The sequence below is a fragment of the Propioniciclava soli genome, assembly GCF_014858005.1.
Lineage (GTDB): Bacteria > Actinomycetota > Actinomycetes > Propionibacteriales > Propionibacteriaceae > Propioniciclava > Propioniciclava soli.
In genome coordinates, this window is sequence record NZ_JACYOT010000013.1 from 92,286 (window position 1) to 107,617 (window position 15,332).

20 protein-coding genes are annotated in these 15,332 nt (G+C 71.1%); 17 read left to right on the top strand and 3 right to left on the bottom strand.

Translation table 11 applies throughout. From position 1 onward, the window contains the following. The first annotated feature begins 46 nt into the window (after positions 1 to 46). The 4 genes from IFY26_RS13145 to IFY26_RS13160 are packed head-to-tail and all read left to right on the top strand — an operon-like array spanning position 47 to position 3,541. Complete coding sequence (locus IFY26_RS13145) at positions 47 to 919, top strand: ArgP/LysG family DNA-binding transcriptional regulator (protein ID WP_232549465.1); 873 nt, start codon at positions 47 to 49, stop codon at positions 917 to 919. Between the two features lie 48 nt (positions 920 to 967). Next, positions 968 to 1,213: a FeoA domain-containing protein gene (locus IFY26_RS13150; RefSeq protein WP_232549466.1), complete on the top strand. Its 246-nt coding sequence runs from the start codon at positions 968 to 970 to the stop codon at positions 1,211 to 1,213. After that, complete coding sequence (gene feoB, locus IFY26_RS13155) at positions 1,210 to 3,240, top strand: ferrous iron transport protein B (RefSeq protein ID WP_232549467.1); 2,031 nt, start codon at positions 1,210 to 1,212, stop codon at positions 3,238 to 3,240. The genes IFY26_RS13150 and feoB overlap by 4 nt, the downstream gene beginning before the upstream one ends. 13 nt (positions 3,241 to 3,253) lie before the next feature. Then, positions 3,254 to 3,541, top strand: coding sequence for a FeoC-like transcriptional regulator (locus IFY26_RS13160; RefSeq protein WP_232549468.1), 288 nt, complete (start codon positions 3,254 to 3,256; stop codon positions 3,539 to 3,541). Between the two features lie 62 nt (positions 3,542 to 3,603). Here IFY26_RS13160 and IFY26_RS13165 read toward each other — a convergent pair whose 3' ends face one another. Then, positions 3,604 to 4,047: a hypothetical protein gene (locus IFY26_RS13165; RefSeq protein WP_232549469.1), complete on the bottom strand. Its 444-nt coding sequence runs from the start codon at positions 4,045 to 4,047 to the stop codon at positions 3,604 to 3,606. A 212-nt stretch (positions 4,048 to 4,259) separates the two neighbouring features. On the opposite strand from IFY26_RS13165, the gene IFY26_RS13170 reads away from it, so the two are divergent. From IFY26_RS13170 to rph, 4 genes are read left to right on the top strand one after another with little or no spacing between them, the layout of a single operon-like run. Then, positions 4,260 to 5,357, top strand: coding sequence for an S-(hydroxymethyl)mycothiol dehydrogenase (locus IFY26_RS13170; RefSeq protein WP_232549470.1), 1,098 nt, complete (start codon positions 4,260 to 4,262; stop codon positions 5,355 to 5,357). Further along, positions 5,354 to 5,983 carry an MBL fold metallo-hydrolase gene (locus tag IFY26_RS13175; RefSeq protein ID WP_232549471.1) on the top strand — a complete coding sequence of 210 codons (630 nt, stop codon included), beginning with the start codon at positions 5,354 to 5,356 and terminating at the stop codon, positions 5,981 to 5,983. The genes IFY26_RS13170 and IFY26_RS13175 overlap by 4 nt, the downstream gene beginning before the upstream one ends. 11 nt (positions 5,984 to 5,994) lie before the next feature. Next, positions 5,995 to 6,801, top strand: a complete 807-nt coding sequence (gene murI / locus IFY26_RS13180; RefSeq protein WP_416046578.1) for a glutamate racemase — start codon at positions 5,995 to 5,997, stop codon at positions 6,799 to 6,801. 21 nt (positions 6,802 to 6,822) lie between these two features. Next, positions 6,823 to 7,548, top strand: a complete 726-nt coding sequence (gene rph / locus IFY26_RS13185) for a ribonuclease PH (RefSeq protein ID WP_232549473.1) — start codon at positions 6,823 to 6,825, stop codon at positions 7,546 to 7,548. On the opposite strand, the gene IFY26_RS13190 is transcribed toward rph, so the two are convergent. Beyond that, the gene (locus IFY26_RS13190) at positions 7,514 to 8,656 is read right to left on the bottom strand and encodes a cation diffusion facilitator family transporter (protein ID WP_232549474.1); all 1,143 of its coding nucleotides are present in this window, start codon (positions 8,654 to 8,656) and stop codon (positions 7,514 to 7,516) included. The two genes, rph and IFY26_RS13190, sit on opposite strands and share 35 nt — an antisense overlap. A 55-nt stretch (positions 8,657 to 8,711) precedes the next feature. On the opposite strand from IFY26_RS13190, the gene IFY26_RS13195 reads away from it, so the two are divergent. Genes IFY26_RS13195 through IFY26_RS13225 form a run of 7 tightly spaced genes read left to right on the top strand, consistent with a single transcriptional unit; the run spans position 8,712 to position 13,279 of the window. After that, positions 8,712 to 9,101 carry an ArsR/SmtB family transcription factor gene (locus tag IFY26_RS13195; RefSeq protein ID WP_232549475.1) on the top strand — a complete coding sequence of 130 codons (390 nt, stop codon included), beginning with the start codon at positions 8,712 to 8,714 and terminating at the stop codon, positions 9,099 to 9,101. 23 nt (positions 9,102 to 9,124) lie between these two features. Then, a complete protein-coding gene (rdgB, locus tag IFY26_RS13200) occupies positions 9,125 to 9,739 on the top strand; it encodes an RdgB/HAM1 family non-canonical purine NTP pyrophosphatase (RefSeq protein ID WP_232549534.1) in 615 nt (204 codons plus the stop codon). Continuing rightward, positions 9,736 to 10,545: a thymidylate synthase gene (locus IFY26_RS13205; RefSeq protein WP_232549476.1), complete on the top strand. Its 810-nt coding sequence runs from the start codon at positions 9,736 to 9,738 to the stop codon at positions 10,543 to 10,545. The genes rdgB and IFY26_RS13205 overlap by 4 nt, the downstream gene beginning before the upstream one ends. After that, positions 10,545 to 11,363 carry an alpha/beta fold hydrolase gene (locus IFY26_RS13210; RefSeq protein ID WP_232549477.1) on the top strand — a complete coding sequence of 273 codons (819 nt, stop codon included), beginning with the start codon at positions 10,545 to 10,547 and terminating at the stop codon, positions 11,361 to 11,363. Before IFY26_RS13205 ends, IFY26_RS13210 begins: the two co-directional genes overlap by 1 nt. Continuing rightward, positions 11,360 to 12,055, top strand: coding sequence for an esterase/lipase family protein (locus IFY26_RS13215; RefSeq protein WP_232549478.1), 696 nt, complete (start codon positions 11,360 to 11,362; stop codon positions 12,053 to 12,055). Before IFY26_RS13210 ends, IFY26_RS13215 begins: the two co-directional genes overlap by 4 nt. Then, entirely contained in the window at positions 12,046 to 12,762 is a 717-nt protein-coding gene (locus tag IFY26_RS13220; RefSeq protein ID WP_232549479.1) for an esterase/lipase family protein, read from the top strand. The genes IFY26_RS13215 and IFY26_RS13220 overlap by 10 nt, the downstream gene beginning before the upstream one ends. 1 nt (position 12,763) lies before the next feature. Then, positions 12,764 to 13,279, top strand: a complete 516-nt coding sequence (locus IFY26_RS13225; protein ID WP_232549480.1) for a dihydrofolate reductase — start codon at positions 12,764 to 12,766, stop codon at positions 13,277 to 13,279. Positions 13,280 to 13,305: 26 nt separating this feature from the next. Here IFY26_RS13225 and IFY26_RS13230 read toward each other — a convergent pair whose 3' ends face one another. Beyond that, a complete protein-coding gene (locus IFY26_RS13230; protein ID WP_232549481.1) occupies positions 13,306 to 13,626 on the bottom strand; it encodes a hypothetical protein in 321 nt (106 codons plus the stop codon). Between the two features lie 131 nt (positions 13,627 to 13,757). Here IFY26_RS13230 and IFY26_RS13235 point away from each other — a divergent pair, with 131 nt between their 5' ends. Together IFY26_RS13235 and IFY26_RS13240 are read left to right on the top strand one after the other, a co-directional pair. Continuing rightward, positions 13,758 to 14,342, top strand: a complete 585-nt coding sequence (locus tag IFY26_RS13235) for a hypothetical protein (protein WP_232549482.1) — start codon at positions 13,758 to 13,760, stop codon at positions 14,340 to 14,342. A 137-nt stretch (positions 14,343 to 14,479) separates the two neighbouring features. After that, complete coding sequence (locus IFY26_RS13240) at positions 14,480 to 15,274, top strand: hypothetical protein (RefSeq protein ID WP_232549483.1); 795 nt, start codon at positions 14,480 to 14,482, stop codon at positions 15,272 to 15,274. Positions 15,275 to 15,332: the final 58 nt, after the last annotated feature.

Below are 15,332 nucleotides of genomic sequence, written 5' to 3' on the forward strand. Positions count from 1 at the left end.
GGGTGAAGTACAGCGAAAGAATCTGCAGCTGGTGCAGTATTGCTTCATGCAGCTGGAGCAGTTGCGAGCGTTCGCCACCGCGATCGATCTCGGCACCCTGGACGCCGCCGCCCGTGAGCTCTCGCTCACCCCCTCGGCGATGAGCCAGCGCCTCCGCGCCCTCGAGGCGTCCGCCGGCGCAGTGCTGCTGGAGCGGACCACGCCGGTGCGACCGACGGCCGCCGGCGAGGTCGTGCTGCGGCTGGCGCGCCAGGTGCTGCTCCTGCAGGCCGAGGCGCGCAGCGAACTCGACGGCGGGCTCGGTGTGGAGGGTGGGGCCGGGGGCCGCGTGACCGTGGTGCGCGTCGTGGTGAACGCGGACTCCCTCGCCACCTGGTTCCCGGCCGTGTTCGACGAGGCCGCGGGCTGGGCGGACATCGCGCTGCACCTCACGGTGGCCGACCAGGCGGTGGCCGCCGAGCATCTCTCCCGCGGCGCGGCGATGGCGGCCGTCACGTCGCGTCCGCGGGCGGCGCCGGGCTGCCGCTCGGTTCCGCTCGGGGTGATGCGCTACCACGCGATGGCCCGGGCCGACCTGGTGGCGTCCGGACTGGGGCCCGCCGATCTGCCCATGGTCAACTTCGGCCCGGACGACGACCTGCAGGATGCGCGACTGGCCCAGCTGGGCGTGGGGCGTCCGCCCCGGGTGACCCAGGTGCCCAGTGCGGAGGGCTTCCTGGCCGCGGTGGCGGCAGGCCTGGGGTGGGGGATGGTGCCGGCCGGCATGCTCGCCCGGACGGACGCCGACCTGTGCCAGCTGCGGGTGGGTGGCACGGTCGAGGTGCCCCTGTTCTGGCACCGGTGGCGCCTCGCGTCCGAGCCGCTGGACCGGCTCAGCGCCGCGGTGGAGAAGTTCGCCAACATCCACCTTGCGAAATAACGGACTACTACTGGCGGTCGTAGGGTTGGTTAGGTTAGCCTCACCATTGTGAATGCGTCGATCACCCTCGATCGCGCCCCGCTCGGGACGCCCCTGGTCATTTGGTCCACCCATCCGGACGCCGTCGTCGCCCGGCGACTCTCCCGCTTCGGGGTGCGCCGGGGGGCCCGCCTGACGGTGGTGCAGAAGCTGGTCGCCGGGGGCCGGGTCGTGTCCGTCGGTGGGGGGCGGCTGGCGCTGGACGCGGGCGTGCTGGCCGGCGTGGCGGTGGCCCCGGAGGCGAGCGCCGCGTGACCGCCACCGGCACGCGCCGCCTCAAAGTCGCACCCGCGCTGCCCACGATCCAGGCGGCCTGCCACGGCCCGGCGGGCCGGGGGGCGGGCGAGGGGGCACCCGTGGTGGCGCTGGCGGGGGCGCCCAACGTCGGCAAGTCGACGCTCTTCAACGCGCTCACGGGTCTCCGCGCGACGACGGGCAACTGGCCCGGGACGACCGTCGACGTGGGCCGGGGGGTGTGGCGCTTCCGGGCGGGGGACCGCGTCTGCGCCTGCGCGCACTGCGAAGGAACCTGCGCGGCCCACCAACCGAGCGAGTTCACGCTGGTCGACCTGCCCGGTGCCTACAGCCTCGACCCGATCAGCCCGGACGAGGAGCTGACCCGGGCGCTCCTGGTGGACGCACCGGCGGCCGAGCGACCCGATGCGGTCGTGGTGGTGGTGGACGCGGCACACCTCGCCCGCTCCCTCCACCTCGTGTGCCAGCTCCGTGAGTCGACGCATCGCGTCGTCGTCGCGCTCACGATGACCGACGTGGCTCGGCAGGCCGGGGTCGAGGTCGACAGCCATGCCCTGGCGGAGGCGGTCGGCTGCCCCGTGGTGGTGGTCGATCCGCGGCGCCGCACCGGCCTGGACAACCTCACCCGCTTCGTGCGGGAGTCCCTGGCGCGGCCGCGACCCACCGCCCGGGTCGTGGCGCTGGCGTCCGACGACCTCGCGCGCGAGGACGAGCGGTTCGGATGGATCGAGGCCGCGGTCGACGCCGGCACCACGACATCGGGGGCGCAGCGCATGAGCTTCTCCGACCGGGTCGACCGCGTGGCCCTCCACCCGGTGGCCGGGCCGCTGCTCTTCCTGGCCGTCATGTGGCTGGTGTTCCAGATCACCACGACCGTCGCGGCCCCCCTGCAGGATGCGCTCGACGGGCTCTTCACCGGGCCGGTGTCGGACGCGGTGCGCGCCGGCCTGGGCCTCGTCGGGCTCGGGGGCACCTGGGTGGAGGGTCTGCTGGTCGACGGGCTCGTCGCCGGGGTGGGGATGTTGCTGACGTTCGTGCCGCTCATGGCGCTGATGTTCGTGCTGCTGGCCCTGCTGGAGGACTCGGGCTACTTGGCGCGCGCGGCGGTGGTGAGCAACAAGTTGATGCGCAGCATCGGGCTGCCGGGCAAGGCGTTCCTGCCGCTCATCGTGGGGTTCGGCTGCAACGTGCCCGCGATCAGCGCCACCAGAATCCTCGGCGACGCGCGGCAGCGCATCCTGACCGCCCTGCTCGTCCCGTTCACCTCCTGCACGGCCCGCCTGACCGTCTACGTCATGGTGGGCACCATTTTCTTCGGGCGCGCGGCCGGCACGGTGGTGTTCGTGATGTACCTGTTGTCGATCCTGTTCGTGGTGGGGGTGGGCCTCGCGCTGCGCGCCACCTTGTGGCGGACGATGGGCGCCGAGCCGCTCGTGCTCGACCTGCCGCCCTACCAGGCGCCCACGCTACGGCTCACGGCCAGCGTCACGTGGACGCGGCTGCAGGGCTTCCTGCGCACGGCGTCCGGGATCATCGTGGTGACGGTGTGCGCGGTCTGGCTGCTGCAGTCGATTCCCACCCAGCAGGGCGAATCCTTCGGCTCGGTGCCGGTGGAGGACTCGGTGTACGCCGCCGGGGCGCGAGCCGTCGCGCCGGTGTTCGCGCCGGCCGGGTTCGACGCCTGGCAGACCACCTCGGCCCTGGTGGTGGGCTTCGTCGCCAAGGAGGCGGTGATCAGCTCCTGGGCGCAGATTTACGCCGTGACCGAGCCAGCCGAAGGGGAGGATCCGGGGGATCTCGGCGCCGCGATCATGGGTGCCTTCGAGGAGTCCTCGGGTGGGCACCCCCTGCCGGCCGTGTGGGCGTTCCTCATCTTCCTGATGGCCTACACCCCCTGCGTCGCGACGGTGGCGGCGCAGCACCGCGAGATCGGGTTGCGGTGGACGCTGTTCGGCATCGCGGTGCAACTCGCCGTCGCCTGGACGGCCGCCGTGGCCGTCTTCCAGATCGGCCGGTTGTTCTGGTGAGCGGGTCGTTTCGATGAGCGGGCCGTTGAGCCGGGTGCTGGACGCCTTCGGCGCCGGTGCGTCGTCGCTGACCGAGGTGGGGGAGCGCACCGGGCTGGCAGCGGACGTGGTGCGGGCCAGTGTGGAGCACCTGGTCCGGCTGGGCCGGATCGAGGCGAAGGCGTTGGCGGCGGGGTGCCCCGCCGGGGGCTGCGGCGGGTGTGCGTCCGGGGGGCCGGGCGGCTCCCCGGGCTGCGGGGCGGCGTCGCCCTCCTCGGCCCGGACCGGGCCCGTCCTCGTCGCGCTGACGCTCCGCCGCTGATCGCACCGAGCGCCACCGGGGTCGCCGACGTCCCCGTGCGGGTGGTGCGGCCAATGATTTCCTCAGGCGCCGAAGGCGAGATTCACCACAGCAACGATGGAACCGGCGATGGCCGCCATGACGGCCATGGAGGCGACATTCTTGTCCCGGCCGCGCAGCTGCAGGGCCAGCAGGGCCAGACCGAAGCTGCCGGGGATGAGCAGCCATCCGGGCGTCGCGTCGGTCTGAATGAGGGCCAGGATGCCGCCGACGACGGCGAGGAGGAGCGCGACGACGCCGAGCGGGTTGCGACGGGCCTCCGGGAACTCCCACCCGTTGTACGGGGTGATGGGCGAAGTCAGATCCACATCGGGGGTCGAGGTCCACGTCACGGAGACCTCGGGTGCCGCGACGCGCTGGGCGGCCGGGCCGGCGGAGCGGACTGCCACCTGGGGGGCGGCCGGGATCACGGTGCGCACCGGCGTGCGGGCGGGCGTGAGGCGGAGGCCGGTGGTGATGGCGGTCATGGGTGCTCCTCGTAAGTTAAATGAAGGTTCAACTTTCCTTGCTCCATGAAGCTTCAACCGTCAGGCCGAAGGGTGTCAATTCTTCATCGAGCCGGTTGCCAAGGTTGCCATGGCGGCGTCACCGGGCCGTCCCCCCGCAGGTGACCGGGCCCGTTCGCGGGCTGCGGAGCGGGCGGGTTGGCATCGACGGCGCGATTGACCATGCTGGGGTCATGCAGCAGGTACAGGCCGTCGTCTCGCGGAGCAAGGACGCCCCGGTTGAACTCGTCACCATCACCGTTCCCGATCCCGGCCCCGGCGAGGCGGTGGTGCGCGTGCAGGCGTGCGGGGTCTGCCACACCGACCTCCACTACGTGCAGGGTGGCATCGGGGACGACTATCCCTACCTGCTGGGCCACGAGGCGTCCGGCATCGTCGAGGCGGTGGGTGAGGGCGTCAGCGAGGTCGCGCCCGGCGACTTCGTGATCCTGAACTGGCGGGCGGTGTGTGGCGAGTGCCGCGCGTGTCGGCGGGGCCGGCCCTGGTACTGCTTCAACACCCACAACGCGACGCAGCGCATGACGCTCGAGGACGGCACGGAGTTGACCCCGGCGCTCGGCATCGGCGCGTTCGCCGAGAAGACCCTCGTGGCCGCCGGCCAGTGCACGAAGGTGGATCCGGCCGCCCGGCCGGCCGCCGCGGGCCTCCTCGGCTGCGGCGTCATGGCGGGCATCGGTGCCGCGCTCAACACGGGCAACGTCGGCCGCGGTGACTCCGTGGCGGTGATCGGCTGCGGGGGCGTGGGCATGGCCGCGGTGGTCGGGGCGGACCTGGCCGGTGCCGCGCGGATCATCGCCGTCGACGTCGACCCCCGCAAGCTCGACCGAGCGCGTGAGCTGGGCGCGACCGATGCGGTCAACGCACGGGAGGCGGACCCGGTCGAGGCGATCCGTGCGCTCACCGGCGGCTTCGGGGCCGACGTGGTGATCGACGCGGTGGGGCGTCCGGAAACCTGGCGACAGGCGTTCTACGCGCGCGACCTGGCGGGCACCGTGGTGCTCGTCGGCGTCCCCACGCCCGAGATGGAGCTGACCGTGCCGCTGCTGGACGTCTTCGGACGCGGCGGCTCGCTGAAGTCCAGCTGGTACGGCGACTGCCTGCCGAGTCGGGACTTCCCGATGCTGATCGACCTCTACACCCGGGGTCGGCTGCCGTTGGATGCGTTCGTCAGCGAGGAGATCGGCATCGGCGAGATCGACGACGCGTTCGCGAAGATGCACCGCGGTGAGGTGCTGCGCAGCGTCGTCGTCATGGCAGGATCGCCGGCATGAGCGCCCGCATCGACCACGCCGTCACCTCCGGCACGTTCACCCTCGACGGGGAGACCTTCGACGTCGACAACAACGTCTGGGTGGTGGGCGACGACACCGAGTGCGTCGTCATCGACGCCCCGCACGACGTCGGTGCCATCACCGAGCTGGTCGGCGAGCGGGCGGTGAAGGCGATCGTCTGCACCCACGCGCACGACGACCACGTCCGCCACGCCCACGCGCTGGGGGACGCGATGGGCGCGCCGGTGTGGCTGCACCCCGACGACCTCGTCGTGTGGCGGCTCACCCACGACGTCGAGCCGGACGGTGAGTTGGCCGACGGCCAGGTCATCGAGGTGGCCGGCACGACGCTGACGGTGCTCCACACGCCGGGGCACTCCCCGGGGTCGGTGTGCCTGTACGCCCCCGAGCTCGGGGTCGTCTTCACCGGCGACACCCTCTTCGAGGACGGGCCGGGCGCGACGGGGCGCAGCTACTCGAGCTGGGACGTGATCCTGCGCTCGATCGACCACGTGTTGTTTGCCCTGCCCGACGAGACGGTGGTCAAGACCGGTCACGGTGCGGACACCACCATCGCCGCGGAGCGGGCGACGGTGCCGGGCCCGGGCTCGCCCAGGCCCGAATGAGGCGGGGTGGTGTGAGCGTCGTCGACGCGCCGGTCGGCATCTTCGACTCGGGGTTCGGCGGGCTCACCGTGGCCCGCGCGGTGTGGGACCAGCTGCCCGCGGAGGACACGATCTATCTCGGCGACACGGCCCGGGCGCCCTACGGGCCACTGCCGATCTCGCAGGTGCGCGAGTACGCCCTGGAGTGCCTCGACCACCTGGTGGGGCGCGGCGTGAAGGCCCTGGTCATCGCCTGCAATTCGGCCTCGTCGGCCGTGCTGCGCGATGCCCGGGAGCGCTACGACGTGCCGGTGATCGAGGTGATCCTGCCGGCGGCGCGGCGGGCGGTGAAGGTCACGAAGAACGGCCACATCGGCGTCATCTGCACGGTGGCGACCGCCACGTCGCAGAGCTATGACGACGCGCTGGCCGCGGTGCCGGGGGTGCGGCTGCACACCGCTCCGTGCCCGCAGTTCGTGGACTACGTCGAGCGCGGCGTCACCGGCGGCGAGGAGTTGCTGGCGTTGGCCCGGGGGTACCTGGCGCCCCTGCAGGAGGCCGGCGTGGACACCCTGATCCTCGGGTGCACGCACTACCCCCTGTTGGCCGGCGTGCTCAGCTACGTGCTGGGTGATGCGGTGACGCTCGTGAGCAGCTCCGAGGAGTGCGCCAAGCAGGTCTACGCGTCCCTGACCGATCTCGGGCTGGCACGCGCGGGCCACGTGGGCCGGCGTCTGTTCGAGACGACGGGCAATCCCGAGCGGTTCTCCGGCATCGGACGCCGCCTCATCGGCTCCGACCTGGACGCCGTCGAGCAGCTGGTGTCCCTGGGTGTCTGAGCAGCCGGTTAGGGTGGGCGGATGACCACCACCCGTGCCGACGGCCGCGCGGCCGACCAGCTCCGCCCCGTCTCCCTCACCCGCAACTGGCTCGACCACGCCGAGGGGTCGGTGCTCGTCGAGTTCGGCGGCACCCGCGTGCTTGTGGCGGCGTCCGTCACCGAGGGCGTCCCCCGCTGGCGCAGGGGCAGCGGGCTCGGCTGGGTGACGGCGGAGTACGAGATGTTGCCGCGCGCCACGCACACGCGGTCGGACCGCGAATCGCGCAAGGGGCGGGTGGGTGGCCGGACGCACGAGATCTCCCGCCTGATCGGCCGGGCACTGCGCGGCGTGATCGACTACCAGGCGCTCGGTGAGAACACCATCGTCATCGACTGCGACGTGCTGCAGGCCGACGGCGGCACCCGCACGGCCGCCATCACGGGCGCCTACGTGGCGCTCGCGGACGCCGTCGCCTGGCTCCGCGCCCGGGGCGCGTTGGCGGGCGAGCCGCTGCGCGGATCGGTGGCGGCCATCAGCGTGGGCGTGGTCAACGGGACGCCGGTGCTCGACCTGCCGTACGTGGAGGATTCCGCGGCGGAGGTCGACATGAACGTGGTCTGCACCGGCGACGGCCGGCTCGTCGAGGTGCAGGGCACCGCCGAGGGGGAGCCGTTCGACCGGGCCCTGCTCGACCAGCTGCTGGATCTGGCCCAGGCCGGGTGCGCCGAGCTCACGCGGCTGCAGGCGGAGGCGCTGGCAGGCTGAGGCTCGGCCCGCAGGCGACCCCGTCGGGCTCGACGTGGACGCTGACGCGATCGAGGTGGCGGACGGCGCGCAGGAGGGTGCTGTGCACCTCGACCGCGATGGTGTGTGCGGCCGCGACCGTGAGCCCCGGATCGACGGCGATGTCGAGATCGGCCTCCATGCGGTGGCCGCTCCATCGGGCGCGGGAACGCTCGACGCGGCGGACCCCGGGCACGTCGGCGGCGGTGCGCTCGATCTGGTCGAGCGTGCCGTCCTCGACACCGTCCATGAGGCGCCGCACGGTGACCCTCACGGTGCTGATGAGGACGCCCACGATGACGGCCCCCATGAGGAGCCCCACGAGGGCGTCCACCTGGGGGAACCCGGCCCACGTCCCCCCGACTCCGCCGATCACGGCCAGCGAGGTGAGGGCGTCGGTGCGCGCGTGCTGGCCCTCGGCGATCAGCGCGGCCGAGCCGATGCGCCGGCCGGTGCGGATGCGGTAGATGGCCACGATCTCGTTGCCGGCGGCTCCGATCAGGGCAGCGGCCAGCACCCAGGCGGGGTTGGTCATGGGCCTCGGGTCCACCAGGGCGCGAACGGATTCGGCGATGATCAGCGCGGCCGAGATCGCGATGACCAGGCCGATCAGGAGGCCGACGAGATCCTCCGCGCGCCGCAGGCCGAAGGGGTAGCGCCGGGTCGGGGCGCGGCGTCCGAGCCGGAACGCGATGATGAGCGGGATGGTCGTGACCAGGTGGCCGAGGTTGTGCAGGGTGTCGGCCAGCAGCCCGATCGAGCCGCTCACGGCGACGATCACCAGTTGGAGCGCGGCGGTGGCGGCCATGCCGGCCAAGCTGATCCACGCCGTCCGAATGCCCTCCTTGCTGGCCTCCTCCGCGGTCGGCATGGCCTCGGCGTGGTCGTGGGAGTGGGGGGTGATCGCGTGCCGCACGCGCGCCCACCAGTCGTCGCCGTGGTGGTGGTCGTGGTCGTGCGCGCCGTGGTGGTGGTGCTGGTGTTCGTCGTGCTCGTGCTGGTGTTTGTCGTGCTCGTGCTCGTGCTCGTGCTCCTGCTCCTGGTGCTGGTGTGCCTGGCGCTGCGGGTGGGCGTCCCGACGGGGATTCATGGGCTCAAGTATTTGCGCAACTGCTCAAACAAGCAACCATGGCTAGGCTGGGCGGGTGCACGAGTCGCCGCTGCTGGACGTCCCCGACGACGAGCATGCTCGGCTGGCGAGCGCGATGTTCCGGATGCTGGCCGATCCCACCCGGGTGAAGCTGTTGTGGGCGCTGCTGCAGGGCGAATCCAGCGTGGGTGCCCTGGTGGAGATGGTGCAGTCGACGGCACCGGCGGTGAGCCAGCACCTGTCCAAGCTGCGGCTGGCCGGGTTGGTGACCAGCCGCCGGGAGGGCGCGTTCGTCTTCTACTCGGCCTCGGACGCCCACGTGCGGCGTTTGCTGGGGGAGGCTCTCTCGCACGCCGAGCACCAGTCCGGTCTCCTCGAGGGGTCGACCCCCCATCGGTACCGCGTGGCACCAGAGGAGCCCCACCCGAGGCCCCGGGTAGGGTGACCCTCATGTCGCCGACCGCACCCGTGTCCTCGGTGGTGTTGGCCACCCACAACCCCAAGAAGTTGGCGGAGCTGCGACGGATCGTGGCGGCGTCCGGCCTGGAGGTCGCGGTGCTGGGGCTGGACGACGTGGCGTCCTACCCCGAACCGGCCGAGACGGAACCCACCTTCGAGGGCAACGCGCTGATCAAGGCGCGGGCGGCGGTGGCGGTCACGGGGCTGCCGGCGTTGGCCGATGACTCCGGCCTGGAGGTGGACGTCCTCAACGGCATGCCGGGGGTGCGCACGGCGCGCTGGGCGGGGGCGAAGGCGTCCGATGAGGAGAACCGCCGCCTCGTGCTCGCGCAGATCGACGACGTGCCCGACGACGCGCGCGGAGCCCGGTTCGTGTGCTGTCTGGCGCTGGTGCTGCCCGACGGCACCGAGGAGGTGGTGCGCGCCGACTGGCCGGGCCGGATCGCCCACGAGGAGTCGGGTGACCAGGGTTTCGGGTACGACCCGATCTTCGTCGCCGAGGGTCAGACAGTCACGAACGCGGAGCTGTCGGCGGAGGAGAAGGACGCGCTCAGCCACCGGGGCCGAGCGGTGCGTGCGATGGTGGAGCGCCTGCGGCTGCTGGGCGCCGAGGAGGAGCAGTGACCAACGACGCGGACGCGGCCTACCTGGGCCTGGTGCGGCGGATTCTGGCCGAGGGGGCCGAGAAGACCGACCGGACGGGCACCGGCACGCTCAGCGTGTTCGGCCACCAGCTGCGGTTCGACCTGGCGCAGGGCTTTCCGCTGCTCACGACCAAGAAGTTGCACACCCGCAGCATTTTCGGCGAACTGCTGTGGTTCCTGCGCGGCGACACCAACATCGCGTGGCTGCACGAGAACGGCATCACGATCTGGGACGAGTGGGCCGACGAGCAGGGCGATCTGGGCCCGATCTACGGCTACCAATGGCGCAGCTGGCCGACGCCGGAGGGCGCCCACGTCGACCAGCTCGCCGACGTCATCGCGCAGATCCGCACCCAACCGGACTCGCGGCGTCACGTCGTCGTGGCGTGGAACCCCGCGATGGTGGACGCCATGGCGCTGCCGCCCTGCCACATGATGTTCCAGTTCTACGTGGCTGACGGGCGGTTGAGCTGCCAGATGTACCAGCGCTCGGCCGACGTGTTCCTGGGGGTGCCCTTCAACATCGCGAGCTACGCCCTGCTGACGCACATGGTGGCGCAGGTCACGGGGCTGGAGGTGGGTGACTTCGTCCACACCTTCGGCGACGCGCACCTCTACCTCAACCACCTCGAGCAGGCGCGCGAGCAGCTCGGGCGCACGCCACGCACGCTGCCGACGCTGCACCTGAACCCGGCCGTGTCGGCCATCGACGCGTTCGAGTTGCGCGACATCGAGGTGCGCGGGTATGACCCGCACCCCGTGATCAAGGCCCCGATCGCCGTCTGATGCTGGACGACCTCGACCACCTCGAGCACCTGGATCGTCTCGATCGTCTGGACCCCCCCGACCACCTCGAGCAGTGCGACCTCGACATCGGGGGTGTGACGGTGCACGTGTGGACCACCCCGCAGCAGGAGGGGCCGGCCTTCGTACTCGTGCACGGGCTGGGGGTCTCCTCGACCTACTTGGGCCCGCTGGCGGCGGAGCTGGCCGAACGGGGACGCGTGGTGCTGTTCGACCTGCCCGGTTTCGGGGGGACGCCCGACCCGGAACGCCCGTTCGGAATCGAGGCGTTCGCGTCCGTGGTCGCGGAGGCGGCCGAGCGGCTGAAGGTGGCGGATGCGGTGTGGCTCGGGCACTCGATGGGCGCACAGATCGTCGTGGACGCCGTCGCTCACCACCCGGGGGTGGCGCGCGCCGTGGCGCTGGCGTCCCCCGTGGTGACGCACGGGGCACGCTCGGTGCGGAAACAGACGTGGGCGTTCCTGAAGTCGTCGGCCCGGGAGCGGTTCTCCGAGGCGCTGCTGTCGGTGCAGGGGTACCTGCGGGCCGGCCTGGTGTGGCCGCTGGAGGTGCTGCCCGCCATGCTGGAGTACCGCGTCGAGGAGCGGATGCCTTCCCTGACCCAGCACCTCGTGCTGCTGCGGGGGTCACGGGACGCGGTGACACCGCAGTCGTGGATCGAGGAGCTGGGCGCGGCCGCGGGTGCGGCGGCGTCCGTGCGGCTGGTCGTGGTGGCGGGCGCCTCGCACCAGCTCGTGGTGGGGCACGCGGGCGTGGTGGCGAGGGAGCTGCTCGAGCTGGCCGAGCGCGCCGCCTCATGAACGTGCGCGAGAAGGTCGGCATCGTGGTGCGGGACTGGCTGCACGTGGCGGGCCGTCAGGTGGCTGCGCTGCTCGATCGGACGCCGGCGCGGCGGCTGTTGGCGGTGCCGCGCCCCTGCCCCGAGGGGCGCATCCCCGTGCTGTTGCTGCCGGGCGTCTACGAGCCGTGGCGCTACCTCAAACCCCTGGGTGAGTTCCTGCGGGACGCTGGCCACCCCGTCCACGTCGTCGACCAGCTCGGCTGGAATGTGAGTTCCCTGGAAGCCGCGGCGGACGTGGTGGAGGCGTTCGTGGCGGATCGGGGGCTCGAACGGTGCGTCGTGGTGGCGCACTCGAAGGGTGGGCTGATCGGGCTGCTGACGATGACCCGGCCGGGTCTCGACGCGCGCATCGCCGGGGTGGTGGCGGTGGCGTCGCCCTTCCGGGGTTCCTCGCGGGGGCTGCGTCTGGCGGCGCTCAGTCATCTGCGCGAATTCGCACCCACGGCGTCCGGCATCACGACGATCGCGGCGCTGGACGTGGCGCAGCGCCGGGTGTCATCGCTGGTGCCGGCGTGGGACGAGATGATTCCGGAGGGGTCGACGCTGGAGGGGGCGCGCAATGTGCCGCTGGCGGCGTCCGGGCACTTCCTGCCGTTGATGGACGAGCGGGTGTGGTGGAAGGTGCACGCCGAGGTGCACCGATGGGCGTGAACGGGTGGGGATCCACGGTGCGCACGCTCGCCTGGGAGGCGGTGCACGTGGTGCCGCACCGGGCTCGGATCACGGTGGATCGGACGCCGCCGGACGCCTTCGCTTCCGGGTGGCGGGCGCCGGTGGTGTTGCTGCCCGGCGTCTACGAGCCGTGGCGCTATTTGCTGCCGTGGGCGCGGGCGTTGCACGAGCGGGGGCATCCGGTGGTGGTGGTGCCGGAGTTGGGGTACCAGCGGCTGGCGTTCGAGCGAGCTGTGGCGGTGGCGGCGTCCGCCGTGGTGGCGGCCGACGTACGGGGCGGCGTCCTGGTGGGACATTCGAAGGGTGGGCTGATCGGCAAGGCGCTGCTGCTGGAGGCGGGTATCGCTGACCGGGTGGCGGGGTTGGTGGCGGTGTGCACGCCGTGGGTGGGATCAGCGCGGATGGGCGGCCTTCGGGGGCGGGCGCTGCGGCGGACGGCCCTGGGGGTCTTCGCGCCGGGTGGGGCGGAGCTGGGCTGGTTGGCCGCGCTGACCCAGGCTGACGCGCGGATCACGTCGATCCAGCCGGCCTGGGACGAGTTCATCCCGGCGGTGGCCGGGGGAGCCGGGCCGCCGGGGAGCCGTACGATCACCCTCGGCGTCAACGGGCATTTCCGGCCGGTGGTCGATCCCGGTGTTCATCGCGTGCTGGCCGCCGAGGTGGCGCGGCTGGCGGAGGGGAGCTGAGATGGCGACGAAGGTGATCGCGATCGCGATTGTTGCGTCCAACGGGGTGCTCGGGGACGGGGAGAAGCAGCCGTTCTCGTTCGCCGAGGACTGGGCGCGCTACAAGCGGGTGACCCTGGGCCACCCGATGGTGATGGGCCGCGCGACGCACGATGCTATCGGTCGCTGGCTGCCGGGGCGGACGACCATCGTCGTGACGCGGACGCCGTCGGCCGTGTCGTTGCCGCCCGCGGGCTCGACCGCGGTGGGGTTGGTGGCCACCTCGGTGGAGGAGGCGTTGGCCGTCGCTGCCGGTCTGGATGACGTGGTGTACGTGGCCGGGGGCGGGGAGATCTACCGGCAGGCGTGGCCGTGGCTCACCGAACTGGATCTGACCGAGGTGCCCGTGGCGGCCGAGGGGTCCGTGACGTTTCCGGAGCTCGACCCGGCTGAGTGGTCCGAGGTTCGCCGGGAACCACGCGAGGGGTTCGACTTCGTCGGGTACGAGCGACGCGGAACTGCTGCGCCGATGGTGTGAGGGTTGGGAGGCCTGGGACGCCGCGCTCAGAGGAAGGCGAACACGAGCAGCGTGGCGGCGAGCACGAGGACCAGGGTGATGCCGGCGACGAACCACGGCTTGCCACCCCTGGCGAGGAACACCCCCAGCGGGGCGGCGATGGCGGCGCCGAGAAGCACGGTGGCGAGGCCGATGCCGATCCACTGCAGGGACGCCGACCCGACGGCGGCGGTCATGGTGATGATGCCGGTGCCGGCCAGACCCAGGGGAAACAGCGTGGCCATCCCCGCGAGCAGTCGCGCCCAACCGGGCCCCCACGGCGGGGTTGCGGGACGGCGGGCGTAGGTGTTGTCGGATCGCGCGGTCATGGGCTCCAGTGTGCCGGGTGCCCGCAGACGCGGTTGTTCGCCGTGGCTGTGGACAACTCTTGGAAGGGGTGGGGTGGGTCTTTGGTGCTGTGTCATGCTGGGTTGGTCGTCGTTGACGTAGGGGGATTCGCGTGGTGAAGCCGATGACTGTTGCCGGTGCCGTGGTGTGCTGGGGCGTGCTGTTGGTGGGGTGCACGCCCGCCGGAGGGTCGACGCCCTCGCCTGAGCCGACTCCGGAGCCGACGTTCCAGTGCACACCGGAGGCGGGTGGTGAGGCATACGCGTGCGATGAGGCTGAGCACGAGCGCATGGTGGCGCGGGATGAGCAGTACGCGGAGGCGGAGCGTGTGTACCGGCGCGCCATGGAGACTGCCAACGACCTCTTGATCGCGAAAGAAGCCATGAGCGATGGCCTGCGAGACCTCACCGTAGGTGCGGCACAGGAAGACTTGGAGAAGACGCTTCTTGAGGCCAGTAGATCCGATGTGGCATATAGTGGAGAGATGGAGATTGAGTGGGTTCGACCTACGAATATCGCTGATCGGGGATCTGATCTCGCTCTTGAGATTTGCAGCTCGCCTGGAACGCAGAGTTTCACTGCAAATGGCGAGACGACTGCAATTGCTAGCTACGTACTTGAAGATGTGTTCTTTACGAAAACGGACGGTGGAATCAAGCTCTCCAGCATCAAGGGGGCGGAGGTGGAGGAATGCTGAGGCGTCTCTGGGTTGGACTCGTTGTCGTCGCGTGCATCTTCTCTGGGTCGTCTGCCATGGAGGCAGGAGCTGCTGGCCGCAGGCAGCCCCCTCCGCCGCCGCCCCCGACGCCTACGCCTGCACCTACACCTAAACCCGTGGTGAAAAAGGATGGGGTGGGTCGAATTCAGGTGATTGCTACAGCACCGGAAAGGGCTGTAGCCGCGGTTCACGAAGGTGTCGGACGCGAATCGTCAGCTGGTAATAGGCGCTCGCCCAGCGGCGCCGGCAAGGATATCGCTGCGACAGATAGCGCTCGCTCTCCCGCTTTGGAGCAGGAGCAGTGGAAGATGTTCATTTCTCGGATTCCTGAGTGTGAGGGGTTGTTGCGTTATAGCGCGGAGTGTCAGCTTGCGGTGGCTGATCCTGCTGTGGCTGAGGCGGCTGGTCAGCCGGGTCCGGTGGTGCCGTCGGAGGCGGTGGTTCGGTCGTTGGCGCGTGAGGTGGTGTTGTCGATGACTTTGCCGCATCCGGAGGTGATGGTGGGTCCGGATCCGAGTGTGAATGAGTGGGACATGGCGGTGGTGGGGTATCCGTTGTGGTTGTGGACGGAGACCCCGGCTGCGTTGCAGTCGTCGACCACGCAGTACGGGATCACGATTTCGATGTCGGCGGTTCGGGAGCGGGTGGTGTTTGCGATGGGTGATGGCAAGTCGGTCACGTGTTCGTCGATGTCGCCGCTGCCCTCCGGTACGAAGCCGGGGACGCCGTCGCCTGATTGTGGGTATGTCTATGAGGGGGCGTCGTTGCCGGAGGGCTCCTACACGGTGACGGCGTCGAGTCATTGGTCGGTGGCGTGGTCGGCGTTGGGGTACAGCGGTACGGTGCCGGTGGTGGTGTCGGCGTCGCGGGAGTTGCCGGTGGGTGAGCTCCAGGCCGTGATCGTCGGGTGAGCGAACGCCATCAGCCTGCACCGACGTCGGTCTCGTAGAACGGAGTGCCCATGGTCAC

Excerpts from the sequence above, each read along its gene's own strand:
- IFY26_RS13145 (WP_232549465.1), top strand. The coding sequence starts at position 47 with ATGCAGCTGGAGCAGTTGCGAGCGTTCGCCACCGCGATCGATCTCGGC.
- IFY26_RS13160 (WP_232549468.1), top strand. The coding sequence starts at position 3,254 with ATGAGCGGGCCGTTGAGCCGGGTGCTGGACGCCTTCGGCGCCGGTGCG.
- IFY26_RS13165 (WP_232549469.1), bottom strand. The coding sequence starts at position 4,047 with ATGACCGCCATCACCACCGGCCTCCGCCTCACGCCCGCCCGCACGCCG.
- IFY26_RS13170 (WP_232549470.1), top strand. The coding sequence starts at position 4,260 with ATGCAGCAGGTACAGGCCGTCGTCTCGCGGAGCAAGGACGCCCCGGTT.
- IFY26_RS13175 (WP_232549471.1), top strand. The coding sequence starts at position 5,354 with ATGAGCGCCCGCATCGACCACGCCGTCACCTCCGGCACGTTCACCCTC.
- rph (WP_232549473.1), top strand. The coding sequence starts at position 6,823 with ATGACCACCACCCGTGCCGACGGCCGCGCGGCCGACCAGCTCCGCCCC.
- IFY26_RS13190 (WP_232549474.1), bottom strand. The coding sequence starts at position 8,656 with ATGAATCCCCGTCGGGACGCCCACCCGCAGCGCCAGGCACACCAGCAC.
- IFY26_RS13210 (WP_232549477.1), top strand. The coding sequence starts at position 10,545 with ATGCTGGACGACCTCGACCACCTCGAGCACCTGGATCGTCTCGATCGT.
- IFY26_RS13215 (WP_232549478.1), top strand. The coding sequence starts at position 11,360 with ATGAACGTGCGCGAGAAGGTCGGCATCGTGGTGCGGGACTGGCTGCAC.
- IFY26_RS13220 (WP_232549479.1), top strand. The coding sequence starts at position 12,046 with ATGGGCGTGAACGGGTGGGGATCCACGGTGCGCACGCTCGCCTGGGAG.
- IFY26_RS13225 (WP_232549480.1), top strand. The coding sequence starts at position 12,764 with ATGGCGACGAAGGTGATCGCGATCGCGATTGTTGCGTCCAACGGGGTG.
- IFY26_RS13230 (WP_232549481.1), bottom strand. The coding sequence starts at position 13,626 with ATGACCGCGCGATCCGACAACACCTACGCCCGCCGTCCCGCAACCCCG.